At 40.9% G+C, this 22,163-nt stretch carries 29 protein-coding genes; 2 read left to right on the top strand and 27 right to left on the bottom strand.

What is annotated here, in order from left to right; genetic code table 11:
- Positions 1–50: 50 nt before the first annotated feature.
- The 15 genes from HNQ43_RS00235 to HNQ43_RS00165 form a co-directional block, all read right to left on the bottom strand.
- Positions 51–293, bottom strand: a complete 243-nt coding sequence (locus HNQ43_RS00235) for a helix-turn-helix domain-containing protein (RefSeq protein WP_183373702.1) — start codon at positions 291–293, stop codon at positions 51–53.
- A gap of 366 nt (positions 294–659) precedes the next feature.
- The gene (locus tag HNQ43_RS00230) at positions 660–1,802 is read right to left on the bottom strand and encodes an SseB family protein (protein WP_183373700.1); all 1,143 of its coding nucleotides are present in this window, start codon (positions 1,800–1,802) and stop codon (positions 660–662) included.
- Positions 1,786–2,445 carry a hypothetical protein gene (locus tag HNQ43_RS09065; protein ID WP_221247945.1) on the bottom strand — a complete coding sequence of 220 codons (660 nt, stop codon included), beginning with the start codon at positions 2,443–2,445 and terminating at the stop codon, positions 1,786–1,788. Before HNQ43_RS09065 ends, HNQ43_RS00230 begins: the two co-directional genes overlap by 17 nt.
- Before the next feature lie 66 nt (positions 2,446–2,511).
- On the bottom strand, positions 2,512–3,099 hold the full coding sequence (locus tag HNQ43_RS00220; protein ID WP_183373698.1) for a DUF1294 domain-containing protein: 588 nt from the start codon (positions 3,097–3,099) through the stop codon (positions 2,512–2,514).
- A gap of 2 nt (positions 3,100–3,101) precedes the next feature.
- On the bottom strand, positions 3,102–4,247 hold the full coding sequence (locus HNQ43_RS00215) for a hypothetical protein (RefSeq protein WP_183373696.1): 1,146 nt from the start codon (positions 4,245–4,247) through the stop codon (positions 3,102–3,104).
- A 205-nt stretch (positions 4,248–4,452) separates the two neighbouring features.
- Complete coding sequence (locus HNQ43_RS00210; RefSeq protein WP_183373694.1) at positions 4,453–4,653, bottom strand: hypothetical protein; 201 nt, start codon at positions 4,651–4,653, stop codon at positions 4,453–4,455.
- Entirely contained in the window at positions 4,640–5,725 is a 1,086-nt protein-coding gene (locus tag HNQ43_RS00205) for a hypothetical protein (RefSeq protein WP_183373692.1), read from the bottom strand. Before HNQ43_RS00205 ends, HNQ43_RS00210 begins: the two co-directional genes overlap by 14 nt.
- Positions 5,726–5,766: 41 nt before the next feature.
- The gene (locus tag HNQ43_RS00200) at positions 5,767–6,234 is read right to left on the bottom strand and encodes a helix-turn-helix transcriptional regulator (protein WP_183373690.1); all 468 of its coding nucleotides are present in this window, start codon (positions 6,232–6,234) and stop codon (positions 5,767–5,769) included.
- 47 nt (positions 6,235–6,281) lie between these two features.
- Positions 6,282–6,998: a replication initiator protein A gene (locus HNQ43_RS00195; RefSeq protein ID WP_183373688.1), complete on the bottom strand. Its 717-nt coding sequence runs from the start codon at positions 6,996–6,998 to the stop codon at positions 6,282–6,284.
- A gap of 248 nt (positions 6,999–7,246) precedes the next feature.
- Entirely contained in the window at positions 7,247–8,395 is a 1,149-nt protein-coding gene (rlmD, locus tag HNQ43_RS00190; protein ID WP_183373686.1) for a 23S rRNA (uracil(1939)-C(5))-methyltransferase RlmD, read from the bottom strand.
- Complete coding sequence (locus HNQ43_RS00185; RefSeq protein ID WP_183373685.1) at positions 8,376–8,990, bottom strand: HAD family hydrolase; 615 nt, start codon at positions 8,988–8,990, stop codon at positions 8,376–8,378. Before HNQ43_RS00185 ends, rlmD begins: the two co-directional genes overlap by 20 nt.
- 47 nt (positions 8,991–9,037) lie before the next feature.
- On the bottom strand, positions 9,038–10,948 hold the full coding sequence (gene htpG / locus HNQ43_RS00180) for a molecular chaperone HtpG (RefSeq protein WP_183373683.1): 1,911 nt from the start codon (positions 10,946–10,948) through the stop codon (positions 9,038–9,040).
- A 241-nt stretch (positions 10,949–11,189) separates the two neighbouring features.
- Entirely contained in the window at positions 11,190–11,519 is a 330-nt protein-coding gene (locus HNQ43_RS00175) for a type II toxin-antitoxin system RelE/ParE family toxin (RefSeq protein ID WP_183373681.1), read from the bottom strand.
- Positions 11,516–11,821 (bottom strand): type II toxin-antitoxin system RelB/DinJ family antitoxin, encoded by a 306-nt coding sequence (locus tag HNQ43_RS00170; protein ID WP_183373680.1) that lies wholly within the window; start codon positions 11,819–11,821, stop codon positions 11,516–11,518. The genes HNQ43_RS00175 and HNQ43_RS00170 overlap by 4 nt, the downstream gene beginning before the upstream one ends.
- Before the next feature lie 195 nt (positions 11,822–12,016).
- Positions 12,017–12,604 carry a GNAT family N-acetyltransferase gene (locus HNQ43_RS00165; RefSeq protein WP_183373679.1) on the bottom strand — a complete coding sequence of 196 codons (588 nt, stop codon included), beginning with the start codon at positions 12,602–12,604 and terminating at the stop codon, positions 12,017–12,019.
- A gap of 85 nt (positions 12,605–12,689) precedes the next feature.
- On the opposite strand from HNQ43_RS00165, the gene HNQ43_RS00160 reads away from it, so the two are divergent.
- Complete coding sequence (locus tag HNQ43_RS00160) at positions 12,690–13,103, top strand: C-GCAxxG-C-C family protein (protein ID WP_183373678.1); 414 nt, start codon at positions 12,690–12,692, stop codon at positions 13,101–13,103.
- 36 nt (positions 13,104–13,139) lie between these two features.
- Here the strand turns inward: HNQ43_RS00160 and HNQ43_RS00155 are convergent, their stop codons facing one another.
- The 12 genes from HNQ43_RS00155 to HNQ43_RS00100 form a co-directional block, all read right to left on the bottom strand.
- A complete protein-coding gene (locus tag HNQ43_RS00155; protein ID WP_183373677.1) occupies positions 13,140–13,685 on the bottom strand; it encodes a DUF2812 domain-containing protein in 546 nt (181 codons plus the stop codon).
- 22 nt (positions 13,686–13,707) lie between these two features.
- Positions 13,708–13,887, bottom strand: a complete 180-nt coding sequence (locus tag HNQ43_RS00150; protein WP_183373676.1) for a hypothetical protein — start codon at positions 13,885–13,887, stop codon at positions 13,708–13,710.
- 48 nt (positions 13,888–13,935) lie between these two features.
- On the bottom strand, positions 13,936–14,475 hold the full coding sequence (locus tag HNQ43_RS00145) for a flavodoxin domain-containing protein (RefSeq protein ID WP_183373675.1): 540 nt from the start codon (positions 14,473–14,475) through the stop codon (positions 13,936–13,938).
- Positions 14,476–14,722: 247 nt separating this feature from the next.
- Positions 14,723–16,066, bottom strand: a complete 1,344-nt coding sequence (locus HNQ43_RS00140) for a DUF2812 domain-containing protein (RefSeq protein ID WP_183373674.1) — start codon at positions 16,064–16,066, stop codon at positions 14,723–14,725.
- A 137-nt stretch (positions 16,067–16,203) separates the two neighbouring features.
- Entirely contained in the window at positions 16,204–16,380 is a 177-nt protein-coding gene (locus HNQ43_RS00135) for a FeoB-associated Cys-rich membrane protein (protein ID WP_183373672.1), read from the bottom strand.
- A gap of 17 nt (positions 16,381–16,397) precedes the next feature.
- Positions 16,398–18,584 carry a ferrous iron transport protein B gene (gene feoB, locus HNQ43_RS00130; protein WP_183373670.1) on the bottom strand — a complete coding sequence of 729 codons (2,187 nt, stop codon included), beginning with the start codon at positions 18,582–18,584 and terminating at the stop codon, positions 16,398–16,400.
- A gap of 12 nt (positions 18,585–18,596) precedes the next feature.
- A complete protein-coding gene (locus HNQ43_RS00125; protein WP_183373668.1) occupies positions 18,597–18,818 on the bottom strand; it encodes a FeoA family protein in 222 nt (73 codons plus the stop codon).
- 22 nt (positions 18,819–18,840) lie between these two features.
- The gene (locus tag HNQ43_RS00120; protein ID WP_183373666.1) at positions 18,841–19,050 is read right to left on the bottom strand and encodes a FeoA family protein; all 210 of its coding nucleotides are present in this window, start codon (positions 19,048–19,050) and stop codon (positions 18,841–18,843) included.
- A gap of 159 nt (positions 19,051–19,209) precedes the next feature.
- Positions 19,210–19,581: a metal-dependent transcriptional regulator gene (locus tag HNQ43_RS00115; protein ID WP_183373664.1), complete on the bottom strand. Its 372-nt coding sequence runs from the start codon at positions 19,579–19,581 to the stop codon at positions 19,210–19,212.
- A 97-nt stretch (positions 19,582–19,678) separates the two neighbouring features.
- Positions 19,679–20,236, bottom strand: coding sequence for a DUF3793 family protein (locus HNQ43_RS00110; protein ID WP_183373663.1), 558 nt, complete (start codon positions 20,234–20,236; stop codon positions 19,679–19,681).
- Entirely contained in the window at positions 20,229–20,582 is a 354-nt protein-coding gene (gene nrdI, locus HNQ43_RS00105; RefSeq protein ID WP_183373661.1) for a class Ib ribonucleoside-diphosphate reductase assembly flavoprotein NrdI, read from the bottom strand. The genes HNQ43_RS00110 and nrdI overlap by 8 nt, the downstream gene beginning before the upstream one ends.
- Before the next feature lie 160 nt (positions 20,583–20,742).
- Complete coding sequence (locus HNQ43_RS00100; RefSeq protein WP_221247944.1) at positions 20,743–21,291, bottom strand: VanZ family protein; 549 nt, start codon at positions 21,289–21,291, stop codon at positions 20,743–20,745.
- A gap of 276 nt (positions 21,292–21,567) precedes the next feature.
- On the opposite strand from HNQ43_RS00100, the gene HNQ43_RS00095 reads away from it, so the two are divergent.
- A complete protein-coding gene (locus tag HNQ43_RS00095) occupies positions 21,568–21,960 on the top strand; it encodes a hypothetical protein (RefSeq protein WP_183373659.1) in 393 nt (130 codons plus the stop codon).
- Positions 21,961–22,163 lie beyond the last annotated feature (203 nt).

Below are 22,163 nucleotides of genomic sequence, written 5' to 3'. Positions count from 1 at the left end.
AAGAGTTATTAATAAAGGCAAATATCAAATATGCCAAAACCCCATTTTTATTATACTGATCTAGCTGTACGTTTTTTGGTACTGTCAACCGGATCAGGATAGATCTCCATAATGTCTTCAACGTTGCAATCCATGTTCAGGCAGATCTTCTCAAGTACATCTACCATGACGTTGCCGCCGTTCTGAAGCTTATTCAAAGTCCCCTGGCTGATGCCGGTAATTTCCTTGAAATCTTTCTTCTTCATGTCGCGATCAATCAATAATTTGAACAACTTCTTGTAAGAAACTGCCATAACATATACCTCTCATTATGAGTCCCAATAATGGATACAAAACCACTTGTAACATACTATACCATATATTCGTCGAGATTTCATCTGTTTTGTCGAGATCGTGACTATTTTTTCATCTTTCCAATCTTGTTTTTTCCTGTTTTTGGCTAGAAATGATCAAAGACGAGAAAAGGTAGGCCAAATCAAGCCAATAGTAACTGTGCGAGCAGTGTCTGTGTCCAGACAAACGCCTCCGCGTGCTCGTTGGGGAAGTGCCCCAAACCCTTTGAACATCACTGGTGGGACCGGCGATGAGCTGCGCGGCGATGCCACTTAAAAAATGGGAAGACAGAGGCTTGCTCTATCTCCCCAGTACAGGATTATATCTTATTCTTCGATTCGAGACTTCATGTTCTCTACGACATCCCAGATCTTCGCATCCAAAACGAATGGTTCTGTGAATGCATTCAAGACAATTCCAGCCAGCTCCTTCTCATTGTTTTTCGCAAGAGTAATAGCCTGCAACATATGCCGCTGAACTTTAGAGAAGTGCTCACCGTATTCTCCCATTGCTTCAACTGTAGAGAACACCGGAAAGAAGTATGCATCACCATTCTGCAGGATATCAGGTATCATCCTTGTTTCCCCTTTCGACCTGTATTCTGTACCGATCAGTTCCGTAGGATCTGCGTCCGGATTATCTGTCAGTTTTCGAGCTATATCATCCCAGTATTTCTGATCTTCCTCGTTCAGAACGGCATTACAGGGAATCCAAACATAGCTGTCACGAAGGAGCTCGAGAATATCGATCAAGTGAGGTTCTGTCCGTTCATTGTTAAATGCTGTCACGGCAGCTTCCAGCAGACTGCCATCTTCCAGATCAGCCGCTGTGATCTTTTGGCTCGGATTCATATCAGAATAACAGATCACTTTTTTGTCTTCTGTCTCCTGAACGAAGAAAGCTATCTTTTCACCGTTGTGGTAACCGAAGTTCTGATCTGGTTCATTTAATAGAGTTCCCATGATCCAATGATCGCCGAGTCCGCTGATTCTTACCCAGCAGCCTTCCGGTTTCAATCCGTCTTTCACCAGATAGACAAGTACATCATCAATACAGCTTTCATCCCTGCTGGCATCAAGAAATGTCATGCTTCGGGTCTTCTCAACCTCTTCCGGTGCATCATAACCGTGAAGCATTTCAAGCTTACCGGTGTACCTTGCCGCAAGGTTGCCATCTTCGTCATCAAAGAATGCGACCTCATCATCAGCAACATTTCCGATACGTATTTTTGAGCTGACAGTGTCATTTCCCTCAGCAAAGCTGAAGCCCTTCTTCGTCTCTTTTCCTGCAGCCAAGATCTCAAGTGTCAGACCGGCCTCTCGATCAATATACCCATATGTCAGAATACAATTTGCATCTTCCGCTCCAGGAAAGTCCTTCAGTGCCACCTTAAGATTTTCCTTCATAGGAACCGCTATAAAATGACGATAAAACGCTCGAAAGCCTGTGTCCTTATACTTCATCTTCATCACCTTCCTCATTCACTCCCAGGAATTCCAACAGATCATCGAAATTGTATGGAAATGCATTGCTTCCATCGATATGAACAGATTTGTGGTCTCCCTCATACTCGATATCAACACTCCACTGAGTACCGTCCAAAATCATAGGATCGACATAGCTTCTTTTCCATTCACCGATATGAAGCGCTGCAATTCCTTCAATGAATTCGTCCTTTGTAAACGGTTCATAGATCGGAAGATTTGAAGGCTTCAAATACAGAGAATGCTCCAGGTCGAACAGAACCTTCTCACCTGTTACTGTATAGGTTCTCTTCTCATAACCGCCGAAGTATCCGCCGTAATCAAATACAAATCTTTTCATATCCCGTAGAGACTCATTGAATGCCTGATCCTTCTGTTCTGCCTTCGTCGGTTTATAAATACCGCCAGCTCCTACATATGCCTGAATCGCACGAACAAGATATTCACGATTACATTTCAGACGGGTGAGCCTGGTCGGAAACATCTCTTCCGGTTCAAGAGAATGCTCCTCCATATACCGTTTTAACTGGTTGATTTCCCTTTTCAGTGATCTGATTTCTTTCAGAATTTCTGCCTTTGATTTTCCTTTCAGGCTGACTTCATAATACCCTTCTGGACTGATCATCATAGTTCGTCACCTCCACAGCTACAGTGTACCAATTCGGTATACTTTGATGGTCGCCTGTGAAGCGACTTATATTTTCCCGTTCATCAGGAAAAAGATAACCACTGCCTGCATCAGCATAATCAAAGGAACCCCCACAGAAAAATAGTCCTGTTTCGTCTTGTGGTGGAAAACATACATAGCAATCAGCGCACCGATTGATCCTCCTATGAAAGCCAAGGCAAGAAGTGTCACAATTCTTATTCTTGACCTATGTTCAATCGCAGCGATTTTATCGACAGCAAATGCAATCAACGTGACTATATTGATCGCCAACAGATATACGATGATTATTTTGTGTGCACCAAAGAATTCCCAGAACGCAAAGGTCAGATCCGTTTTAATATGCCCCTTCACCATCAAAAATATGATGATCTGTATGATCAGCACACAGATCACAAATACTCTCGACATCATATTATCCTTAACGGACTTCCTGTCGAACAGTAATATGGCAATTACAATTCCCAAAGAGCCGCCAAGAAGAGAAGTAATAGTCAGGATCCTGTCTATCTGCCCTTCCGCAGTATGTGAATAAAGCCATGTATTCACGAGGTACAGTATAAAACCGATAGCGTTGATGGCTATAAGATAGTAGTCAAATCTTGATAGCTCCATAATTAGTCGTCCTTATTCTTTGAAAATGTATGATAAGTAATCACTACTGGAACGTCAGGTCTATAGGAAGCATATTCATCAAACGATGTCTCCCCATTGACAGAAACAGATTCAATAGATCCGTCCTTAGTGATCCATCCCGTAATCAAGTCATACTCAGCCTCTAATGTGATGTTTACAAAGCCGGCATCCTTAAACTGTTCTTCCAGATCTGTATAGACCAGCTTCTTTGCTGATTTAGCAGACATCGGTACGGTGATTTCTTTCACCACATGATAAGTTATTTCAACACGTGCATCGTATGGAAAGCGGGACGTTGAAGTGAAGTCTGTTTCGCCACTGATGCTCACAGCCGTAACAACACCTTCTTTTTTGGCATCGTCAATTCCCAGGTCATTCTGAATATCGTCATGGATATTGTTAAAGCCAGCAGATTGCAATGCCTTTTCTACAGAAGTATGGTCGCGCCCAACAAGATTCTCTGATGAGATGCTGACCTCAATAAGCTTCTGAAACTCCGTGTATTTGTAATATCCGAACCCTGTGCCGGCAAGAATGACTATAAGAAGCAAAATTGCTTTCCAGTGCCGTCCATAGAAAGAAATCCTCTTGGCTCTGTTCTCTCTCGCCCTGTTTCTTCTTGCCTCTTCTTGGATTTCCCGCTGTATTCTCGCTTGCTCCTGCCGTTCTTCCTCTTCACGCCGTTCCTGGTCCTTTTTGCTTTTATGGGCCATGAATGCGGCTAAACCAAAGCCGAGCAGAGTCCCAAGTGCTTCTGCGCCTGAGTCTGAAGATGAGGATGATGAATCTGAATCATCCTCATCACTTGAATCATAGTAATGTGAATCTCCATCTGCTTCATAAAATGAGCCGCTTCCATCAGAATTCCTATAGCCCCAGCTTCCATCATTCCCGTAATATGAGCCACTGCCATCAGAATTGCGATATCCCCAGCTACCGTCGTTCCCGTAGTAAGAAGCACTGCCATCAGAATTCTTATAGCCCCAACTGCCGTCAGCACCATAAAAGCTTCCGCTGCCATCCTCGTTTTGATACCCCCAACTGCCATCGCCATCGGGATCATAATCAAAATCATCATCACTATTGGAATTCAGATAATCCCAGCCTCGATCTTTCTTTTCGCTCATAGCCTACTACCAGCCTACTTCTATTATTTTGTGTTCAGATCCAGATCAAACACGATTGAGGAAACTTTCTCCCCGTAATCCAAAGAGACATAATTCCCATAGATTTCATGCAGTAAATCATCTCGAATAATGTCTGAGCTCTTTCCAAACGCAACCATTTCACCGTGCTTTAAAAAGCAGGAGTTACTATCCAGCAGTTTTTTACTTAATGTCGCACGATTTTTGCTGCAAGCTTGACTATCTTTCCACCGTTTTTCACTAGCTGCCGAACTCCAACAGTAGCTCCAACAGCTAAAACTGCAGCCGCCGGAGAACCGTATTTATTCAGACAGTCAGGACACAGCCCAAGCTTTGAGTCGCCAACAAGTGTTCTTTTGCACGCCCAGCATTTCTTATTCTCCGCCATTCTCTTCCTCCTCTATTGATACAAGATATATATGCTCACTCTCCTCCGGCTGGCTTAACCTTAGCGCCGGCTGCAAATCCTGAGATAACTGAAGCCAACAATCTCGGTTTTCAACAGTATATGGGTAGTTAAGATGAATCATCTCCGCTGCTGAGTATCCTCTGCCTGGAAGTTCTTTTGTAAAGAAATCCCTCATCACACTTTTATACTGATTCATCTCTATCTGAGCTCCAGCTGTATCGCCCAAATAATCGAGCACCTGCATTCTTAAGCCAACCACTTTTGTAACAATCTGGATGTCTTCTGTCAGATATCCGATGTAGCTCTTTTTAATAAACCCTGGTTGCATAATTGGCAGGCTCGTCCATTTCATCAAATGATTATTTGACGTTTCCATGTCCGAGTATAAGCTGTTTCTCGCAGATAAAAGTTTATCGGAAGCTTTTTCAAGGTATTCTTTTCTCTCCTCGTCTGTGCAATTGTCGCTCTGTGCTTTTAAAATGTAATATCTAGCATCAAGCACCGGGACTTTAATATCCCTATCACGATCGCGAGCTATCTGGAAATACTGCATATCCTGAATCGATTCCAGCTTCATATATATTTGACGCATCTGCAGCTGATTTGCAATCGAGCGCGATGCTTCAAGAGTTCCAGGATTCATGTTGACCTCTTTAAGCGTCACATCTTTTACTCTCGTCCCGGTTTCATCAACGATGACAGCCCGCATATTGCCATCTACCTGTTTTGATTCTCCGATCTTATAAACCCCATCCTTGAGCTTCTGTCGAATATCTTTAGGAAGATGCTCAAAATCAGGAAGCAGCTGCGTTGTTCCTTGTGAGATTACCTCTGCTCTTTGAACAACCTCTCCTATAAGCCCCAAATCTGCAATCGGAATGTCAGGAACAAATGTGTTCACAGCATTGACCCGTATGGAGTCTGCCAGCTGCTGTACATAGCCGCCAAAGAAATCACTCATTGCAAGAATATCTTGACCCGTTTTGTCCGCTTCTGTCACAAGAATATGGACCTCATCACGGGGGATGATAGATGCACTTACTTCACTCATACCGTATATTTCCTCCCCTAATCCGTACGTTAGGTCCATAATCATCTCTTCTTGCCGAGAATGGTTTTAGCGATCCATGCACTGCTTCCAATAGCGGATGCAATGGGACCAAGCGCCCCAAGCATAACACCCATTGCTGCGGCAAATGTTATCATGGACTTTGAAACGTCCTTTCTGGAAGTAGAGCCTGCCAGAATTGATGGAGTAACCATATTAGCCTGATTTAGGATTTTTTCTCTGTCCTCCTCTTTGTATTTGTCAGGATTATCAACAAACACATCAAGAATCAGCCGCAACATCTCTGTTTCATCAGGGTATGCGGCGACTTCTGCATCCAGTACACTGCGCATGGCAATATATTGCGTTTTAGTTAGTTTATTTCTTCCTGCTTCTAGGTTATTGATCGTCTGTCTTGTTACACCAATACGTTCGCCAAACTCTTCTGCAGACCAACCAACAGTTCGTCTGACTAATAATAGATATTTCTGGAGTCTCTCAATCTCATTCATCGCATTTACCTCCGTGACCCCACTATAATACAATGACAATATATTTGTCAATATATTATTATCTTCCGCCTGTAAAGCATCGTAATTGCTACTTTGTTCGATCCTGATCTGCTCTTTCGGCTTCCTGTCTGTTCAAGATCACATCCGCATTCTGCTTCGCCCTGATGAATTCCGTACGATTTTCTTTTTTCGATAGGATCCTCTCTCATCCCATCCATCCCATCAGATTCCCGGTCCATGCCGGCGACATTCACGGACAGATGGATAAGATCAGTCTCATTATTTTCAGTCTGGTTTTGATTAGTTTTATTACCGTGTGATTCCCACATTTCTTGATGTGTAGTTTTCACATCTCCAGAAGTGTGATTTTCACATTTCTTGAAATGTGATTCTGAATCCTTCTGTGGACAGACTGTGGAAAACTTCAGAACATAGATCAAAGACGGCTTTCCAAGTCCCTGTCGCTTCTTCTTGATGAGCCCGGCTTGCTTCTCCAGCTCCGCGATCAGCTTGATAGCTTTCTGGTTCCCGCAGTGCATATCCTCCATAACATCTTCGACGGTGTAGATGATGTACGCCCGATTGAGCGAATCGAACCATCCATTCTTTATCGATAAAGAGAGCCGGTCCAGCATCAGACCATACAGAAGCTTTGACTCGACCGAGACATCTTTAAACTGCTCGCTGGTGATCAGCAGCTTCGGGATCCGATAGAACTGATACTGCTCGGCATCTTCCGGTCCGTAGAAATAGTCAAACTCCATCTGCTCTCCTCCTTTCCTCATTTTTCTGCAACAAAAAAAGGACGCTTACTTACTGCGAAATGCAGAAAATAAACGTCCATAATCAACGTGATATTCTATTGTCTATAAGTCCTCAAGTTTTGTGCCTACAGTGACGAGTTCTATTGCTATAGCCACCCGGACATACTTTTCGAGGCGTTTTCCGCGTTTCGACCAGTCGGTCTCACCGAAGGTGAAATGCTCGTAAAAGTGCTTAAAATAAAGGATTTCTACGAGTTCAACTTTTGTAGCAACACTATAGTCTCGACGTGCTCCGTATTCGGAAACATGTCGACAAGATCGAGTGACCGGCTCTGATATCCCAATTGGAAAAAGGTCTTTAGATCTCGAACCAATGTTTTCGGATCACAAGAGATATAAAGGATCTTTTGAGGATGCAGGCTGCAGGCACTTTCAATAAAGGTCTTGGTTGTACCAGCTCGCGGCGGATCTAAGATGAGTACATCAAAACTATGATGAAAGTGTTTGGCTTCCATCATGAACTTGGTGGAATCCATCGCCACAAACTCCGCATTGCGAATATGGTTTTGTCTCGCATTTTCTTTGGCAAGTGCAATCGAGTCCTCGTTGATCTCAACACCGGTCACTCTTTTACATTGGTCCGCCAAGGTCAAACCGATCGTACCGATTCCACAATACGTATCTAAGACTTTTTCCCGACCGGAAAGATGCAGTTTTTTCTTAGCCAGCTGGTATAGTCTTTCGCACTGATCATGATGGATCTGATAAAACGAATTGGCCGTCATCGTAAAGTCCAGACCACAGAGTTCATCCGTAATCACTCCTTCGCCATAAAGGATGAAGGCTTCATTTTCCATTACGACAGAAGTCTGGCGCGCATTGACAGACTGTAAGATCGTTTTGATTTCCGGAAATTCTTTGACAAGCAAGTTGACCAGATTTCGACGAGAAGGAAATTGAGATTTCGCCGTCACGAAAACAATCAGCACTTCTTTGGTATTCTGGGCATAACGAATCACCACATGTCGCAACAAGCCAGTCCCGGTTCTCTCGTTATAGAGCTCGATCTTCATCGAATCTAAGTATTCCGTGATTCTTTGAATGATGCGATTGATCAATTCGGGATGCATCAGACAATGTCTGGTCGCAATGACGCGATGAGAATGAGCGGCATATAAACCAGAAACGATCTTTCCTTTATGTTTGGCAAAGCCAACAATTACCTTATTTCGGTACTCCTGAATCTTTTTAGCACCGATTACAGAGTTGACTTTCATCTTTAGATGATTTGCCTTTAACAGCTCTTCCACTTGTTTTTGTTTTAATCTCAGTTGTGTTTCATAAGGCAGTGCAAGATAAGGACAGCCGCCACATAGTTTACTGACATTGCATTTCATAGATAAACCTCTTTACTAGTTCTGGCAGATTATCTGCCTGAGTACAATGGATCGTATAGATTCCGTGTCTGCGGGCTTCATCAAGATTCTCGATATGATCATCAATAAATAGACATTCATTCGCCTTTAAAGAATACCGCGATAATAATAATTCATAGATTTTGGGATCGGGTTTGATCAGATGATCTTGATAAGACCAGATTCCGCCATCCATCTGATCAAAAAAGCCGTAATGTTTCTGAAAATAAATATGACAATCTTGGGGAATATTCGAAAGAATAAACGTCTTTAATCCCTTTTCTTGACAAAAACGCACCAAGTCTACACTCGATTCAATGGGTCTGACATAAGATGCCCAAGCCGGAATCATCGATTTAATTTCATTTTGGTACTGCGGCATTCGGGCAATCGCCTTTTGTTTTAGCGTATCTCCATTCAACAGACCTTGATCATACTGATTCCATAGATCTGTTTTAAAAAAGAGATGATAAAGATCCTCAACGATCTGTTCATCTTGGAAAAATTCCATTAAAAATTCTTGGGGCTGAAAGGTTGCCAAGACATTTCCAATATCAAAAATTACATTTTTTATCATGAAGACAGTATATCAAAATTACCATTAAAAAAGTAGGAACTTATGTCCTACTTATGATTATCGACCAAAAGCTCACAGATCTTGCGAGAGTAAGCAATCGGATCTTCGATTGGGAATCCTTCAATCAACAAAGCTTGATCATAGAGCACATCCGCCACTTCTTTGACCTTCTCTTTATCCTTTGCATAAAGATCTTTCAAAGTCGCAAAGATTGGATGATCCGGGTTGATTTCTAAGATTCGAGTCGCCTTCATTTCTCCCATCGGATTATCGCCCGGCATATTCGCAAAGACTTTTTCCATTTCAAAAGATAAGCCTTCGCCCGCCGTCAAACAAACAGGGTCTTCACTCAGGCGATTAGAAAGTTTAACCTCGCTTACTTTATCCTGCAAGCTTTCTTTCATGAACTCTAACAAATCTTTGTTTTCTTCTTTTGTTTTTTCCAGTTCTTTCTTTTCTTCTTCAGTATTTAGATCTAAATCTCCTTGGGTCGCATTCTTAAATGTCTTTTCACGATAGTTCATCAAGGTGTTCATCACAAACTCATCGACCTCATCGCACAAGTAAAGAACTTCAAATTCCTTATTCTTTAAAGTCTGTACGATCGGCAACTTATCGATCAGCTCAACATCTTTTCCAGATACGTAATAGATCTCTTTTTGATCTTCTTTCATGCGATTGACATATTCATTCAAAGTAACCAGCTTTTGTTCTTTGGAAGAATAGAACAATAACAGATCCTGGAATTTATCTTTATCCATTCCGTAATTGTTGTAGACACCAAATTTTAAGTTGATTCCAAATTCTTTCCAGAACTTCTCATACTCTTCACGTTCTTTTGTCAACATCGATGCCAGTTCAGATAATACTTTCTTTTCAATACGGCCCGCAATTGCTTTGAGCTGATGGTCATGCTGAAGCATCTCACGAGAAATATTCAAAGAGAGATCTTGTGAATCCACTAATCCTTTGACAAAACGCAAGCTGTCCGGCAGCAAGTCTTCTGCGTGATCCATGATGAACACGCCCTTGCAATATAACTGCAAACCTTTTTTATAATCCTGGTTATAGAATCCTTGCGGTACGTGGCTTGGAATGTATAACAGGGCCGTAAAGCTGACATTGCCTTCTACGCTGAAATGGATCACACGCTGCGGATCCTGATAGTCAAAGAAGTGATCTTTGTAAAATTGATTATACTCTTCCTGAGTGATCTGTGATTTCTGTCGTTTCCACAACGGCACCATAGAGTTCAACGTCTGATCTTCGATGACCGTTTCATATTCCGGTTTATCGGAATCTTTCGTCTCTTCTTTGATCTTAGAGGTTTCAACATTCATCTTGATCGGATAACGAATATAATCTGAATACTTGCGGACAAGTTCTTTAAGCTCATAGGTCTCCAAGTATTGTGAATACTTATCATTATCCGTATCTTCTTTTAACGTCAAAATGATTTGAGATCCATGAGAATCCATCTGTGCTTCTTCAATGGTATAACCGCTCTCCCCATCACTTTGCCAACGATACGCCATATCTTCTCCATCTTTCTTAGAGATCACTACAACGTCTTTGGCAACCATAAAGGCCGAGTAGAATCCGACTCCAAATTGTCCGATAATATCAACATCGCTTTTTGATTCATCTTCGATTTGTTCTTTAAAAGCCAATGAACCACTTTTCGCAATGGTTCCTAAGTTTTCCTCTAATTCTTCCTTGCTCATACCGATTCCATTATCGGTGATCGTCAATGTACGAGCTTCTTTATTGGCCTCGATTCGAATCGAAAACTCATCTGGACTGACATGGCCAGCATGTTCATAATAATATTTATCGATCGCATCACTGGCATTTGAGATCAATTCTCGTAAAAAGATCTCTTTGTGGGTGTAGATCGAGTTGATCATCAAATCCAATAAGCGCTTTGATTCTGCTTTAAACTGCTTTTTTCTTGCCATAAAAACATCTCCTTTTTAGCACTCTGTTCTTTTTATTGCTAATACAGTGTAACGCAATTCTTTAGCACAGTCAAGACTTGAGTGCTAGATATTTCGTTGTTTTTTGAGCCCATAATAGAGATACTGGCTAGTCTGCAATCGGTCAAAATATCTTTCAATCAATCATTGTAATCTGAGTTTTGCGCATAGAAATAGCGGCTGATTTTCAATGGAATCGCCGCTTCATTGTAATATGAAATTTTTATTGCTCTGTATGAGTGCTTAACTGTTTTTCAATATTGCGTCCGCTGTACATGACTCGAAGAATGGTTACTACCTGTTCTTGAATATCTGGAATATAAAACACGATATAGTGATCTACCACAACAAAACGTAGTCCTCGGCTATACCATGGTTCTTTTCCATATCTCGGAAAGCGTTCTGGCATTTTATCTAAACTCAATATCTGTCTTTCCAGACGCCTCAGTTGCTTTTTGGCATTTTCCAAAGACAAAAGTTCAAAAGCGATATACTCGAAAATTCCTCGTAAATCTTTCTCAGCCTGAATGGAAATAACCACATCAAAAATCATAGACCATAATCTTTATGAAGATCAGAAAAAACCGTTTTTGCGTCTTTAGTTCGACCGGCTTTCCTATCCGCATATCCTTTCTCCAGCTCTATGTGTAATTCTTCTGTTTCCAACACACTGATGTCTGTGGGCGTTCTGTCTGGGATTTTTACTTCAAAAGGAAGTCCCCGCTGTAAGATAATCTGTTTATAAAACATATTGATCGCATTAGAAGCTGGAATACCTAGTGTAGAGAGTATTTTTTCAGCCTGCTCTTTGATTTCGGGCTCGATTCTCGCATATAAATTTGCTGACTTTGCCATAAGAACAACACTCCTTTTTATGGATATCTTTTTCTATATTGTACACAATTGTCCATACATCAGCAATACATTGTCTTGTGCTCCCATCATATGATTGAACACCTCACCCTGCATATCCTTTCATGCGGATTCACTTCCCTAGTGTAAATAATGACAATTTCTGACGAGATAAGAAAAAAAATCGGCAGAGCCGATCTAATATGCGTGTTGTCTTAAGATATCGGTCACGATCTCCCAGTCTTTTTCAGATTCTTGAGCCGTATGATCATGATATTCCCCCAGATAAGGGACAAAGCCCAGTCTGGAATAAAGAGCGATCGCTCCATAGCTTTGGGACTGTGTGACAAGATACAAAGGATATTTACTTGGCTTTTTTTCATATTGAAGACACAGCTTTGTCAAAAGACTTTGAGCGATTCGTTTATGTTGCGCTTTTTCTTTGACCGCAACAAAATGAATACGAGTGCGATCCCCGTCAAAATCATGACCGGGCCATAAGCCGGCAGAACCGACCAGATCTCCTTCTTGATCTTGGACAAAGAGAAAGTTCTGTTGGAATCCTTGGGCATCTTCTTTTAACATGCTCTTTAGCTTTTCTTGTGCCTGTTTTAAATCTTCAAACAAGCCGACCTCTGTCTGCAGTTTGCACCAGGCATCTTTTAAATCTTCACTGTAAGAAACATAATGATAATCTTCATGTAATGGAACTTCTTTATAGATCGTGTTTCGCGGCATGACCATCAGAACACGGACAAAAGGGATACTTCGATCGAGTACTGTCATAAAACCCTCCTCATTTCACAACTAGTCTATGTCTTTCGTTTGAATTTATCAAGATTTTGTGCAAAAATACAGGCGGGTGATGCATATGACATTCGATGAATGTATCGAAAAGTATTATATTGATTATAATTATAACTGTTCTGAGACGTTGATCCATGCGGCAAACGAATACTATGGCTTGAATCTGGATGAAGAGTCCATGAAGATGATGTCTGGATTTGGCGGCGGCATGTTTGTCGGAGAAACTTGCGGGGCCCTCATTGGTTCGGTGGCGGCTCTATCTAAAAAGATGATCCAGTCCAAGGCCCATGAGGAACTGGATACGTTCCGTCCTCAGATCCAAAAATGCGTTCGCAATTTTAAAGAAGAATTAGGTGCGACGGCTTGTAAGGATGTAAAGCCTGTTCATCACACCAAAGAAAAGAAATGTCTTATGACTTGTAAGCTGGCTGGTGCTGCTTTAGAAAAGACCATGAAAGAATTGGAGTTAGACCATTAAGAGATCGTTGATCTCTTTTTTTTGAAAACAAGCTGCTCACTTCAGGCGTTTTTTACACTTCCAGTACCGATAAGCAAAAGACACGACGGCCCACACATAAATTACAAACAAGATCAAAAACAGCACCAACAGTATGGGCACATCTGCATCTGAATTCTGGAATTGATCGACAAGATTTGGCAAAATCAATATCGCTAAGATGATAAGAATGGGTATATATCGTCCCGCAAAAACTCGTCTCATCATGCCTAACTTAGATTTGTCGTTCCAAAAGATATCCTCTTTCCTTTGCATTTGAGCGATTGGTTTGCGAAAGTAGCTGTACCCGCAGAAATCCTGAAGATATTCCCACCCATGGTCCTTAAACTTCTGTATATACTCATCTTTATTTTTTTGACCTTCTTCATCGTAATCGAGCAAGTAAACTACATCTTCAGGAGCACATTTTTCAAAACTGTAAAAGACCGGAAAACTCAATTTTTTAAATTTCCAGCCTTCCTGGTGTCGCTTTTGCAGATAGCGCTCTTCCTTTTCCCAATCTGCTATCGTAAAAATACGCAGTTCCGTTTTTTTGCCTTTCATATGAATTCACCTCATAAGGATTTCATTCGGTTGATTCTTCCGTCCCAATTTTCTTAAAAACCAGGATCCCTTTAGAAGAAGGCATGATGGAACAGGAAATCAGTTCAAATCCTTCTTTCTCCATTTCATTTGCCGTTTCTTCAATTTTGGAAGCCATTTCTTTTGCCTTCGGGGAATATTTCACGATCACTGTTTTGTACATTGGATGCACCTCCCTCTGTCCATAAGTTTTAAAAAAACAGGACCTTGTTCAACTTATCTCTTCTATTTCCTGGATAATCGCTTCCAATGCGCCGAAATCTATATAATTCACTTGTTTCCCATAGGTTTCTATGAGCGCACGGTTTTCGGCTGTTTGTTGGTCAAGGGGTATTTTTCGTAAGGAACGATATAATAGGGCCATAATTGTACGGTGCCCTAAAGAAAGTCTTTGATAATCGATCCCGCCGCGAAGATGAAAGAGTTTTGCCTGATACAATAGATTTGATGGAAGCTGTTTTTGAATTGCCTTTCGACTATTCTCTCTGTTTTCTGGTTCATCTGGATCCGATAGCCCTACGGTTATAAGAATTATTTTTTGCCCTTCTTGAGGGGTAAATTTACGAAAGATTTTCGCAAGACCAAGAACGCCGCCTGCATATAGGCCACCCATATAGATAATGGTGTGCATCCCGGATAGATCAAAAGCATCTTTATAATGGACTGCCGGGATATTGGTTAGTTCTGACAGCTTTTTTGCATACTGAAGTGTACTACCATAGTGACTTCCGTAAAGTATGACCCGCTCCATTTTGGTTCTCCTATTGTTACCACCTAAAAGATGAATGGTTAACTAGACATTTTTATCATATAGTGGTTTATATCTAGCGGCTATCTGTTTTCAGTAAAAACAATGTTAAATGATACAGATCTATGGCCCAGTGCATCCTAGGAAATATCTATCATATTTTGATCTGTACACTTGACTCTTGTCATCCCTTTTTCCAATAAAAAAAGGAAAGCTTGCACTGATAAGCTTTCCTATCTTAACAAATTCATTATTTACGACGGCCAAAGCGTCTTTTTTTCGGTTTTTCTTCTGCGACTTCCTCGTCTTCTTCCTCTTCCTCGATTTCTTCATCCAGATCCAGCTCTTCGTTATCTAAAGAATTCCATTCCGTATCTAATTCTTCTTCGGATTTATTCAAATCGAGCTCACCCTCCTGGTTGAAAGCTTCCTGGCGTTCTCGAACACGCAAGCGAGCTTTTAAAAGACGAACTTTCTTACTGGAGCTGGCAAGCATTCTTCCATACAGGCAAAAGAAGATAAAAGACATCAAAAATAATATACCGCATCCGATCATGACCGCGATAAATCCATTGAACATGTACTGCAAGAAGGCGGCACAGGCACAAATCGCCATACAGATAAAGAACAAGAACATGGTCGAACGACAAGAGTTCGAATATTTTTTGAAGAATTTGAATTTTTCCGCTTCGTTCGGGATTTCTTTTTTCAGTTCATCTTGCCCATACTCGTTTCGGAAGACAAACCAGCCAGCATCTTGTTTTCGCTTAGCCGGTACACGAGATACCAGTTTCCAACCGTCAGCTTCCCATTTTCGCCATTCGTAGGCAGAAGGTTCTACCGCAAAGAAACAGATTGAATAATAATAATCCTTTGGTTCCTCTTTCACAAAGTAGTATCTTTTCCCCACATTCCGGACATAATGATATCCTTCTTGGGATTGTTCTTCTAAATACTCTTCTTCTTTATCGTATTGTGAAAGTAAAAACCGCCGTTTATCTACATAGAGTTCTTCTTCATCGTAATCCGTCTGATCTTCCAAAGATGTTTCGATCTCTGAATCATCGATTTCTTCTTCTGGCTGTGCTTTTTCCTGTTCTTTCGAAGTAGCTTCGAAAACGGGAGCAGAAGTGGATTCGGACTCTTGCGTTGGCTGTTCCGCCATCTCTTCGATCTGTTCCTCTTGCACTTCTTCAACCGGTTCTTCTTTGACTTCTTCTGTAGTTTCTTCAATGATCTCTGGTTGTGCAGGCTCTTCTTTTATCGCAATCGGTTCCTGAGACAAGATCTTAGGAGCTGACGCCTCTTCTTTAGCATCCGGTTTAAATTTGTCTGCTACAAAGATATCTTCAACTTTTACATCATCGTTGTCAAACACGGATTCCTGAATCGTCACTGTCGCATGACGAGCAGAACGTTTCCCAAAGATCTTATGTTTTGTTTCTTGGGACTGATTATCAATTTTAAATACACTTGAAGCATCAAAACCTTTTAAAGCCGGTTCACTGATGTCTAATGAAGAAATTGAATCATTTTTCTGAAGTGCCTTGAGCTGCTCAAGTGCACTTTGACTGTTCTTTGTTTCATCGGCCATTTCGTTCACCTCAAATCAATTCCACTCTATATTACACTTTTTTGACAAACTTAGTCAAATCCTCATTTTACCAGTACTTATCGTGATTTTTAAGAACTTGATAAATATCAAAAAATGAGCCCTTTCGGGCTCAAGAATTATTTTGTTTCTTTGATTTCCTGACGAATCTTCTGCCAATCCAGATGGCAGCTCTGTGATCCGCAAGAACTGCAATCTCCAGTACATTGTTTAGGGCTCTTATGTTGTGCCCATAGATAGCGAAGGATCAAAACAACAAGAATGGAAAGAATCAAGAGTACAATGATATTTCCCATACGATCCTCCCTCCTTTTTATTTGGCAACCGACATTCCTTTCAGATCCAAGGCTTCGGATTTTGGCTTATAGCCGGGTCTAACTAAAAGATATAGGATAAGTGCCAGAAGTGCAAGCGCAACGATTGTCCAAATGCTGAAGGTCACTTCCCCTAACAAAAGTCCTCCCAGCTGATAAACGATCAAGCTTGAAACATAGGCAAACAAGCACATATAACCAATAGCTGCCAAAGTCCATTTGGTGTTGTTCATCTCGCGCTTGATGGCACCCATCGCCGCAAAGCATGGGGCACATAACAAGTTGAAGATCATGAAACTGTATGCAGCAATCGGAGTAAAGTCTCGGGCAATCAAAGTCCAGATTTCATTTCCTTCTTCACTCACTTCCGCATAGTTGTACAGAACACCAAATGTATTGACGACTTCTTCTTTGGCAATCAAACCGGTGAAAGTGGCAACTGTGGCTTTCCATGCCATATCGCCCACCCAGCCAAGGGGCGCAAAGATCCAAGCGATAGCATTTCCAATGGCAGCAAGCAATGAAGTGTTGTTGTCTTCCACCATACCAAATTGTCCGTTGGTAAAACCAAATCCCTGCAAGAACCATAGAATGATCGTACTGAGAAGAATGATCGTTCCGGCGCGTTTGATAAAACTCCATCCTCTTTCCCAGGTAGCACGCAGCACATTGCCGATACTTGGCAAGTGATATGCCGGTAATTCCATTACAAAGGGAGCGGGTTCTCCGGCAAAGGATTTGAATTTCTTTAAAATGATGCCGCTGATGACAACCGCTGCAATTCCGATCACAAACGCACTCGTTGCGACAAGGGAACTTCCGCCAAAGACCGCACCGGCAAAAAGGCCGATGATAGGCATCTTGGCACCGCAAGGAATGAAACCGGTTGTCATTATGGTCATCTTGCGATCACGGTCTTGTTCAATCGTGCGGCTGGCCATAATTCCTGGTACGCCGCATCCGGTTGCGACAAGCATGGGGATAAAGCTTTTTCCGCTCAGGCCAAAACGACGGAAGATTCTATCCATAATAAAGGCGACACGGGACATATATCCCACATCTTCCATAATGGACAACAATAAGAATAATACTAAGATTTGCGGTACAAATCCCAATACAGCTCCTACACCGCCTAAAATACCATCCATGATCAAGCTATAGAGAACACCGTTGACTTGTAAAGATGTCAAGATTCCATCAAAGAAATTGGGTACGATTTCCCCGAACAGCACATCGTTGGCCCAATCGGTACCCATTGTACCAATCGAGATAGATGTACCTCCCATGGCAATCGTATACACGACATACATAATCAAGACAAAAATCGGCAAGGCCAGGATACGGTTGGTCACAATCTTATCGATCTTGTCTGAGATCGAGAGTTCGTGTTTTGGTCCTTTTTTCTTTACTGTATGACTTACGATCTTCCCAATAAAATCATAACGCTGCGAAGTGATGATACTTTCGGCATCATCATCCATTGCCTCTTCGACCTTTTTAATGATAGGTTCTATTTTCGAAGTCTGATCGGCACTCAGTTTTAAGATTTCATCGATTCGTTCATCTCTTTCAAAAACTTTGACAGAATACCAGCGAGCCATGGAAGTATCGATCTGACTGCCTAATACCGATTCGATATTGGATAATGCGGATAATACCGTTTTGTCATAGATTGAAGGAATAGCAGCAACTTGATGACTGCCGGCGACCTCTATGGCCTTTTGTGCCGCCTCTTTTGTTCCCTTTCCTTTTAAAGCTGAAATAGCAATTACCGGACAATCCAGTTCTTTTGATAGTTTGTCTAGATCGATCTTATCGCCATTTCTTTCTACCAAATCGATCATATTGACCGCAACAACGACCGGTATGCCTAGCTCCAATAATTGTGTGGTCAGATATAAATTTCGTTCAATATTGGTACCATCGACAATATTCAATATTGCATCTGGTTTTTCATTCACTAAATAGTTTCTTGAAACAACTTCTTCTAGAGAATAAGGTGACAACGAATAGATTCCGGGCAAGTCCTGAATCGTAACATCATTTCTCCCTTTTAAAGAACCTTCTTTTTTTTCTACAGTAACCCCTGGCCAGTTTCCTACACGTTGTCTGGATCCTGTCAAGTTATTAAACAAGGTGGTTTTCCCACTGTTTGGGTTTCCTGCCAATGCGATTTTTATTTCCATATATCTCCCTTCCTATTCTACTTCGATCATTTGTGCATCTTGTTTGCGCACCGATAATTCATATCCGCGAATGTTCAGTTCAATGGGATCCCCCAATGGTGCCACTTTGCGAATATGAATCTCGACACCTTTTGTGATTCCCATATCCATAATGCGTCTTTTTGTCGCCCCTGTCCCAGTGATTTTTTTGACTACGACAGTTTCTGACGGTTTACAATCTTTCAACGTCTTCATACTCTTTTTCCTTTCTCTTTTGTCAAACCACGATTCGATTTGCCAACGACTTGTCTAAGGCAATACGAACACCTTTGATTTCCACGATTAGATTTCCTTGAATGCTCTGGATCACAGAAACGGTTTCATTTTCTATAAAGCCAAGATTTTTTAAATGGGCTCTGACTTTATCTTGCCCTGTAATCTTTAAAATTACATATTGACGGTTCAAGTCAGCAAAGGTCAATGGCATCGAATCCCTCCTAAGTTATAAGAAGCTAATTAGTTGACTCTAACTACAAAGTTAGTGTACTCTTACTCAAATAATAAGTCAAGACTAATTAGTGTCGATTAACTTCTCTTTAATCAAAAAACCAGATTGTACACTTTCAATCTGGTCTATCCTGAAAAATCAAGAATGTTTTTTATAATATTCCTGAATTGCCCGAAATGTCTCTTCGCTGATCACATGTTCCAGGCGACAAGCATCCTCTGAAGCAACTTGGGGATTCACTCCAATCTTTGTCAGCATCTCTGTAAAGAAGAGATGACGCTTGTATGTGGAAGCGGCAATATCTTTGCCTGTTTGTGTCAATGTGATTGCCCTTGATTCAGAGATATCGATCAGTCCTTCTTTTTTTAGGTGCTTTAAGGCCGTCGATACACTCGATTTGGTAAATCCTAAATAGCTGGCAATATCTATATTATGTACCGAAGATATTTGTTGGCTAAGCACAAGAATCGCTTCTAAATAGTCTTCTCTTGATTGTCCTAAATCTTTCATATGATCCTTTCTATCGCACAAAAAGCCCTAAGTGGGCTTTAACATTCTTTGATCGATTATTTAAGGGTTAGGTATAGGTAAAGTAAATAAGGATGAGTTAAATAAGCTGTTCAATCATAGCGCCGTTTTCCACGGCATATATAAATTGATTGCGAATTCGATCAAAGAGAGCGAACAAAGCTTGGGAACGCTCCAGATTCATTGCATCATAGACTTTCCAGGCTCCTACCCCGCAGCAAGGCTTATGATGAATGAATCCGAGTACATCTTCATAAGGATAGCCTAAGAAAATCCCGATCTCATGCGGATAGGAGGCTTCCTCCATTCTCGTTTCCAAATGATCCAGACAGGCAGAAACAGAATCCGTTGGATAGCCGAGATTCTGTAAAAAAGATTGAATCACCGGTTGGTTGAGGACTTTTTCTATTTCTTTCGTTGAAAATAAATAGAATGTGATGCGCGGTTTTTCTGCCTGCAGGATTCGAAATTCTAAGCCCTTGTTTTTGAGCTTATCATTATATTCCAGAACCATTTCCTTGGCATGTGGAAACGATGTTCTAGACACATGAAACATATTGGCCATCTTGACTTGTTTTAAACAAGGGGCGCAATGATAGGCCAGCATTTCTTCAAATGCCTTTTTTTCGCTAGACATTTTCCAAAATTTTTGAAATCTCCTCGATATCGCTTGGCTCTCCCGCGTTTTCTACTTTGTAGAGGCATTCTACATCATATTCGGCAGCGATCTTGTCCCCGGCTTGGCAATAGGCATCTCCATATCCGGTATCCCCAGAGACGATTACACCTTTTAAATGAGCGCCGTTGGCCATTAAGAACGTTTCTACTTCCATAGGAACATCTCCTAATCCGTCCGTATATGTAAATAAAATAAAAGGTCCATCGACTGTTTCATCCCCCGATTGAATGAATGTCGCATCCAAACCAAGTTGCTGGATAATGGATTCAACATTTCCCGTGCGGGAAGCATATGCATAATTCATATAAACGCACCTCCTTGGTTAGTTATTGCTAACTACATAGTTAGTATATTCTAACCACAAGAAGATGTCAACTCAAAAAAACTTTTATTGCATAAGTCCCACTATAGATTCATACAAAAGAAAAGACTCTTGAACCTGCCATTTTCAAGAGTCTTAATATCTATTGATTCTTTCTGAACGGATAGCTGATAATGCTGTAAAAAATAGAAATCACGGTTAGGATACCCACGCTTGTCAAGGCTCCAAGAGAGTCAATGATCACATCTCTTTCGGACATGGTTCGTCCTATGACGTCTCCTTGATGAAGCTCATCAAAGATGGCAAACACACCACATATCAGCATTGTGATTAGGATGCGTCCGATCTTCCCTACTCCAAGAATCGCCAGTGTGATATAACACATCGTGGCAAGAGCAAAATAAATCGTAAAATGCGCCAGCTTTCTAACATTCATGTTCCAATCACTGCCGTAGGGAGAATGAAGGATGATGAATGCTTTGATTCTCTCGCTGAGAGCCACTCCTTCTGGTGTACTTTCTAAGCGCTCCTGGACTTCTTCTTTTAATACTTCCGTTACTTGTTCGCTTCGGCTGCCGGACTCTAATCCATCCTCAGCAGACAGTGTATATATCGATAACATGATTACGCCACTTAAAGCCACAAACAATAACGCACATAGTATGCGCAGGGGCCAATTCTTCTTTTTCATGATTTTAAAACTCCTTTAGTGAGCTTTACTATAAATCAAAAACACTATAAATTCAACCAATGACACCATTTCACATAATATGACCATATTATCTTATCGCATCATTTATCCACCTGGATGATGATTTTCCTTCTTAGATGGTTCCAATCTATTTTATACATTGAAAATTTTTTAAATCATGTATTCGCTTCTTATGAGCAGACTGTTAAACAGATTGAAACCGATGGGACAGCAGAAAAAATGGTATTTAATGTGATTATAAAGTATATTGAAATCATGAAATATGGTAAATTTGAGCCGTTAGAACTTTTTCTCAGCAATAAGAAAACGATGAAAAACAATGAAAGAAAACTTATTATAAAACTTATAAAACTATTTAAAGAAATGTACGGTATTATTGTTTCAAATCCTAACAATGATAACAATTATGCCAAGAGAACCATAAAGAATATAGTTCAATACCTTGAAGCGGAATTAACTAATGATCCTTTACGATATGAAGAATTAGTTAGTGAGGTGGCAAAACAATATAAAAGTATGTTTCCCCCAAGAGGAGGGTTGAGTGAGTTTTATATATGGAATGATAGCTATGAGGTAAGATATACGTCAAATCATGAATATGAACAAATTAAATCACAAATTGAAACGATTTTAAGTAAATATATGTAACTTAAACAAAAAATTAAAGATTTGATTGAAAGGGAGCATATCGTTAACCGAGGTTAGTGTAGTATAGTGTGAAATGGATTATATATATGAAGGGTTTGTCAAGAGACCACAACCTTAATCACAGCGGGGTTTTTCCACCCCGCTAGAATTTAAAGAGGCGTTTTTTTTGCACAAGAAAAGATGGTATATCTACCTTAGATTTA

The organism is Faecalicoccus acidiformans (assembly GCF_014202635.1).
Classification (GTDB): Bacteria; Bacillota_I; Bacilli_A; order Erysipelotrichales; family Erysipelotrichaceae; genus Faecalicoccus; species Faecalicoccus acidiformans.
Note: the sequence above shows the minus strand (reverse complement) of the source record. Positions and strands in the feature narration are given on the sequence as shown.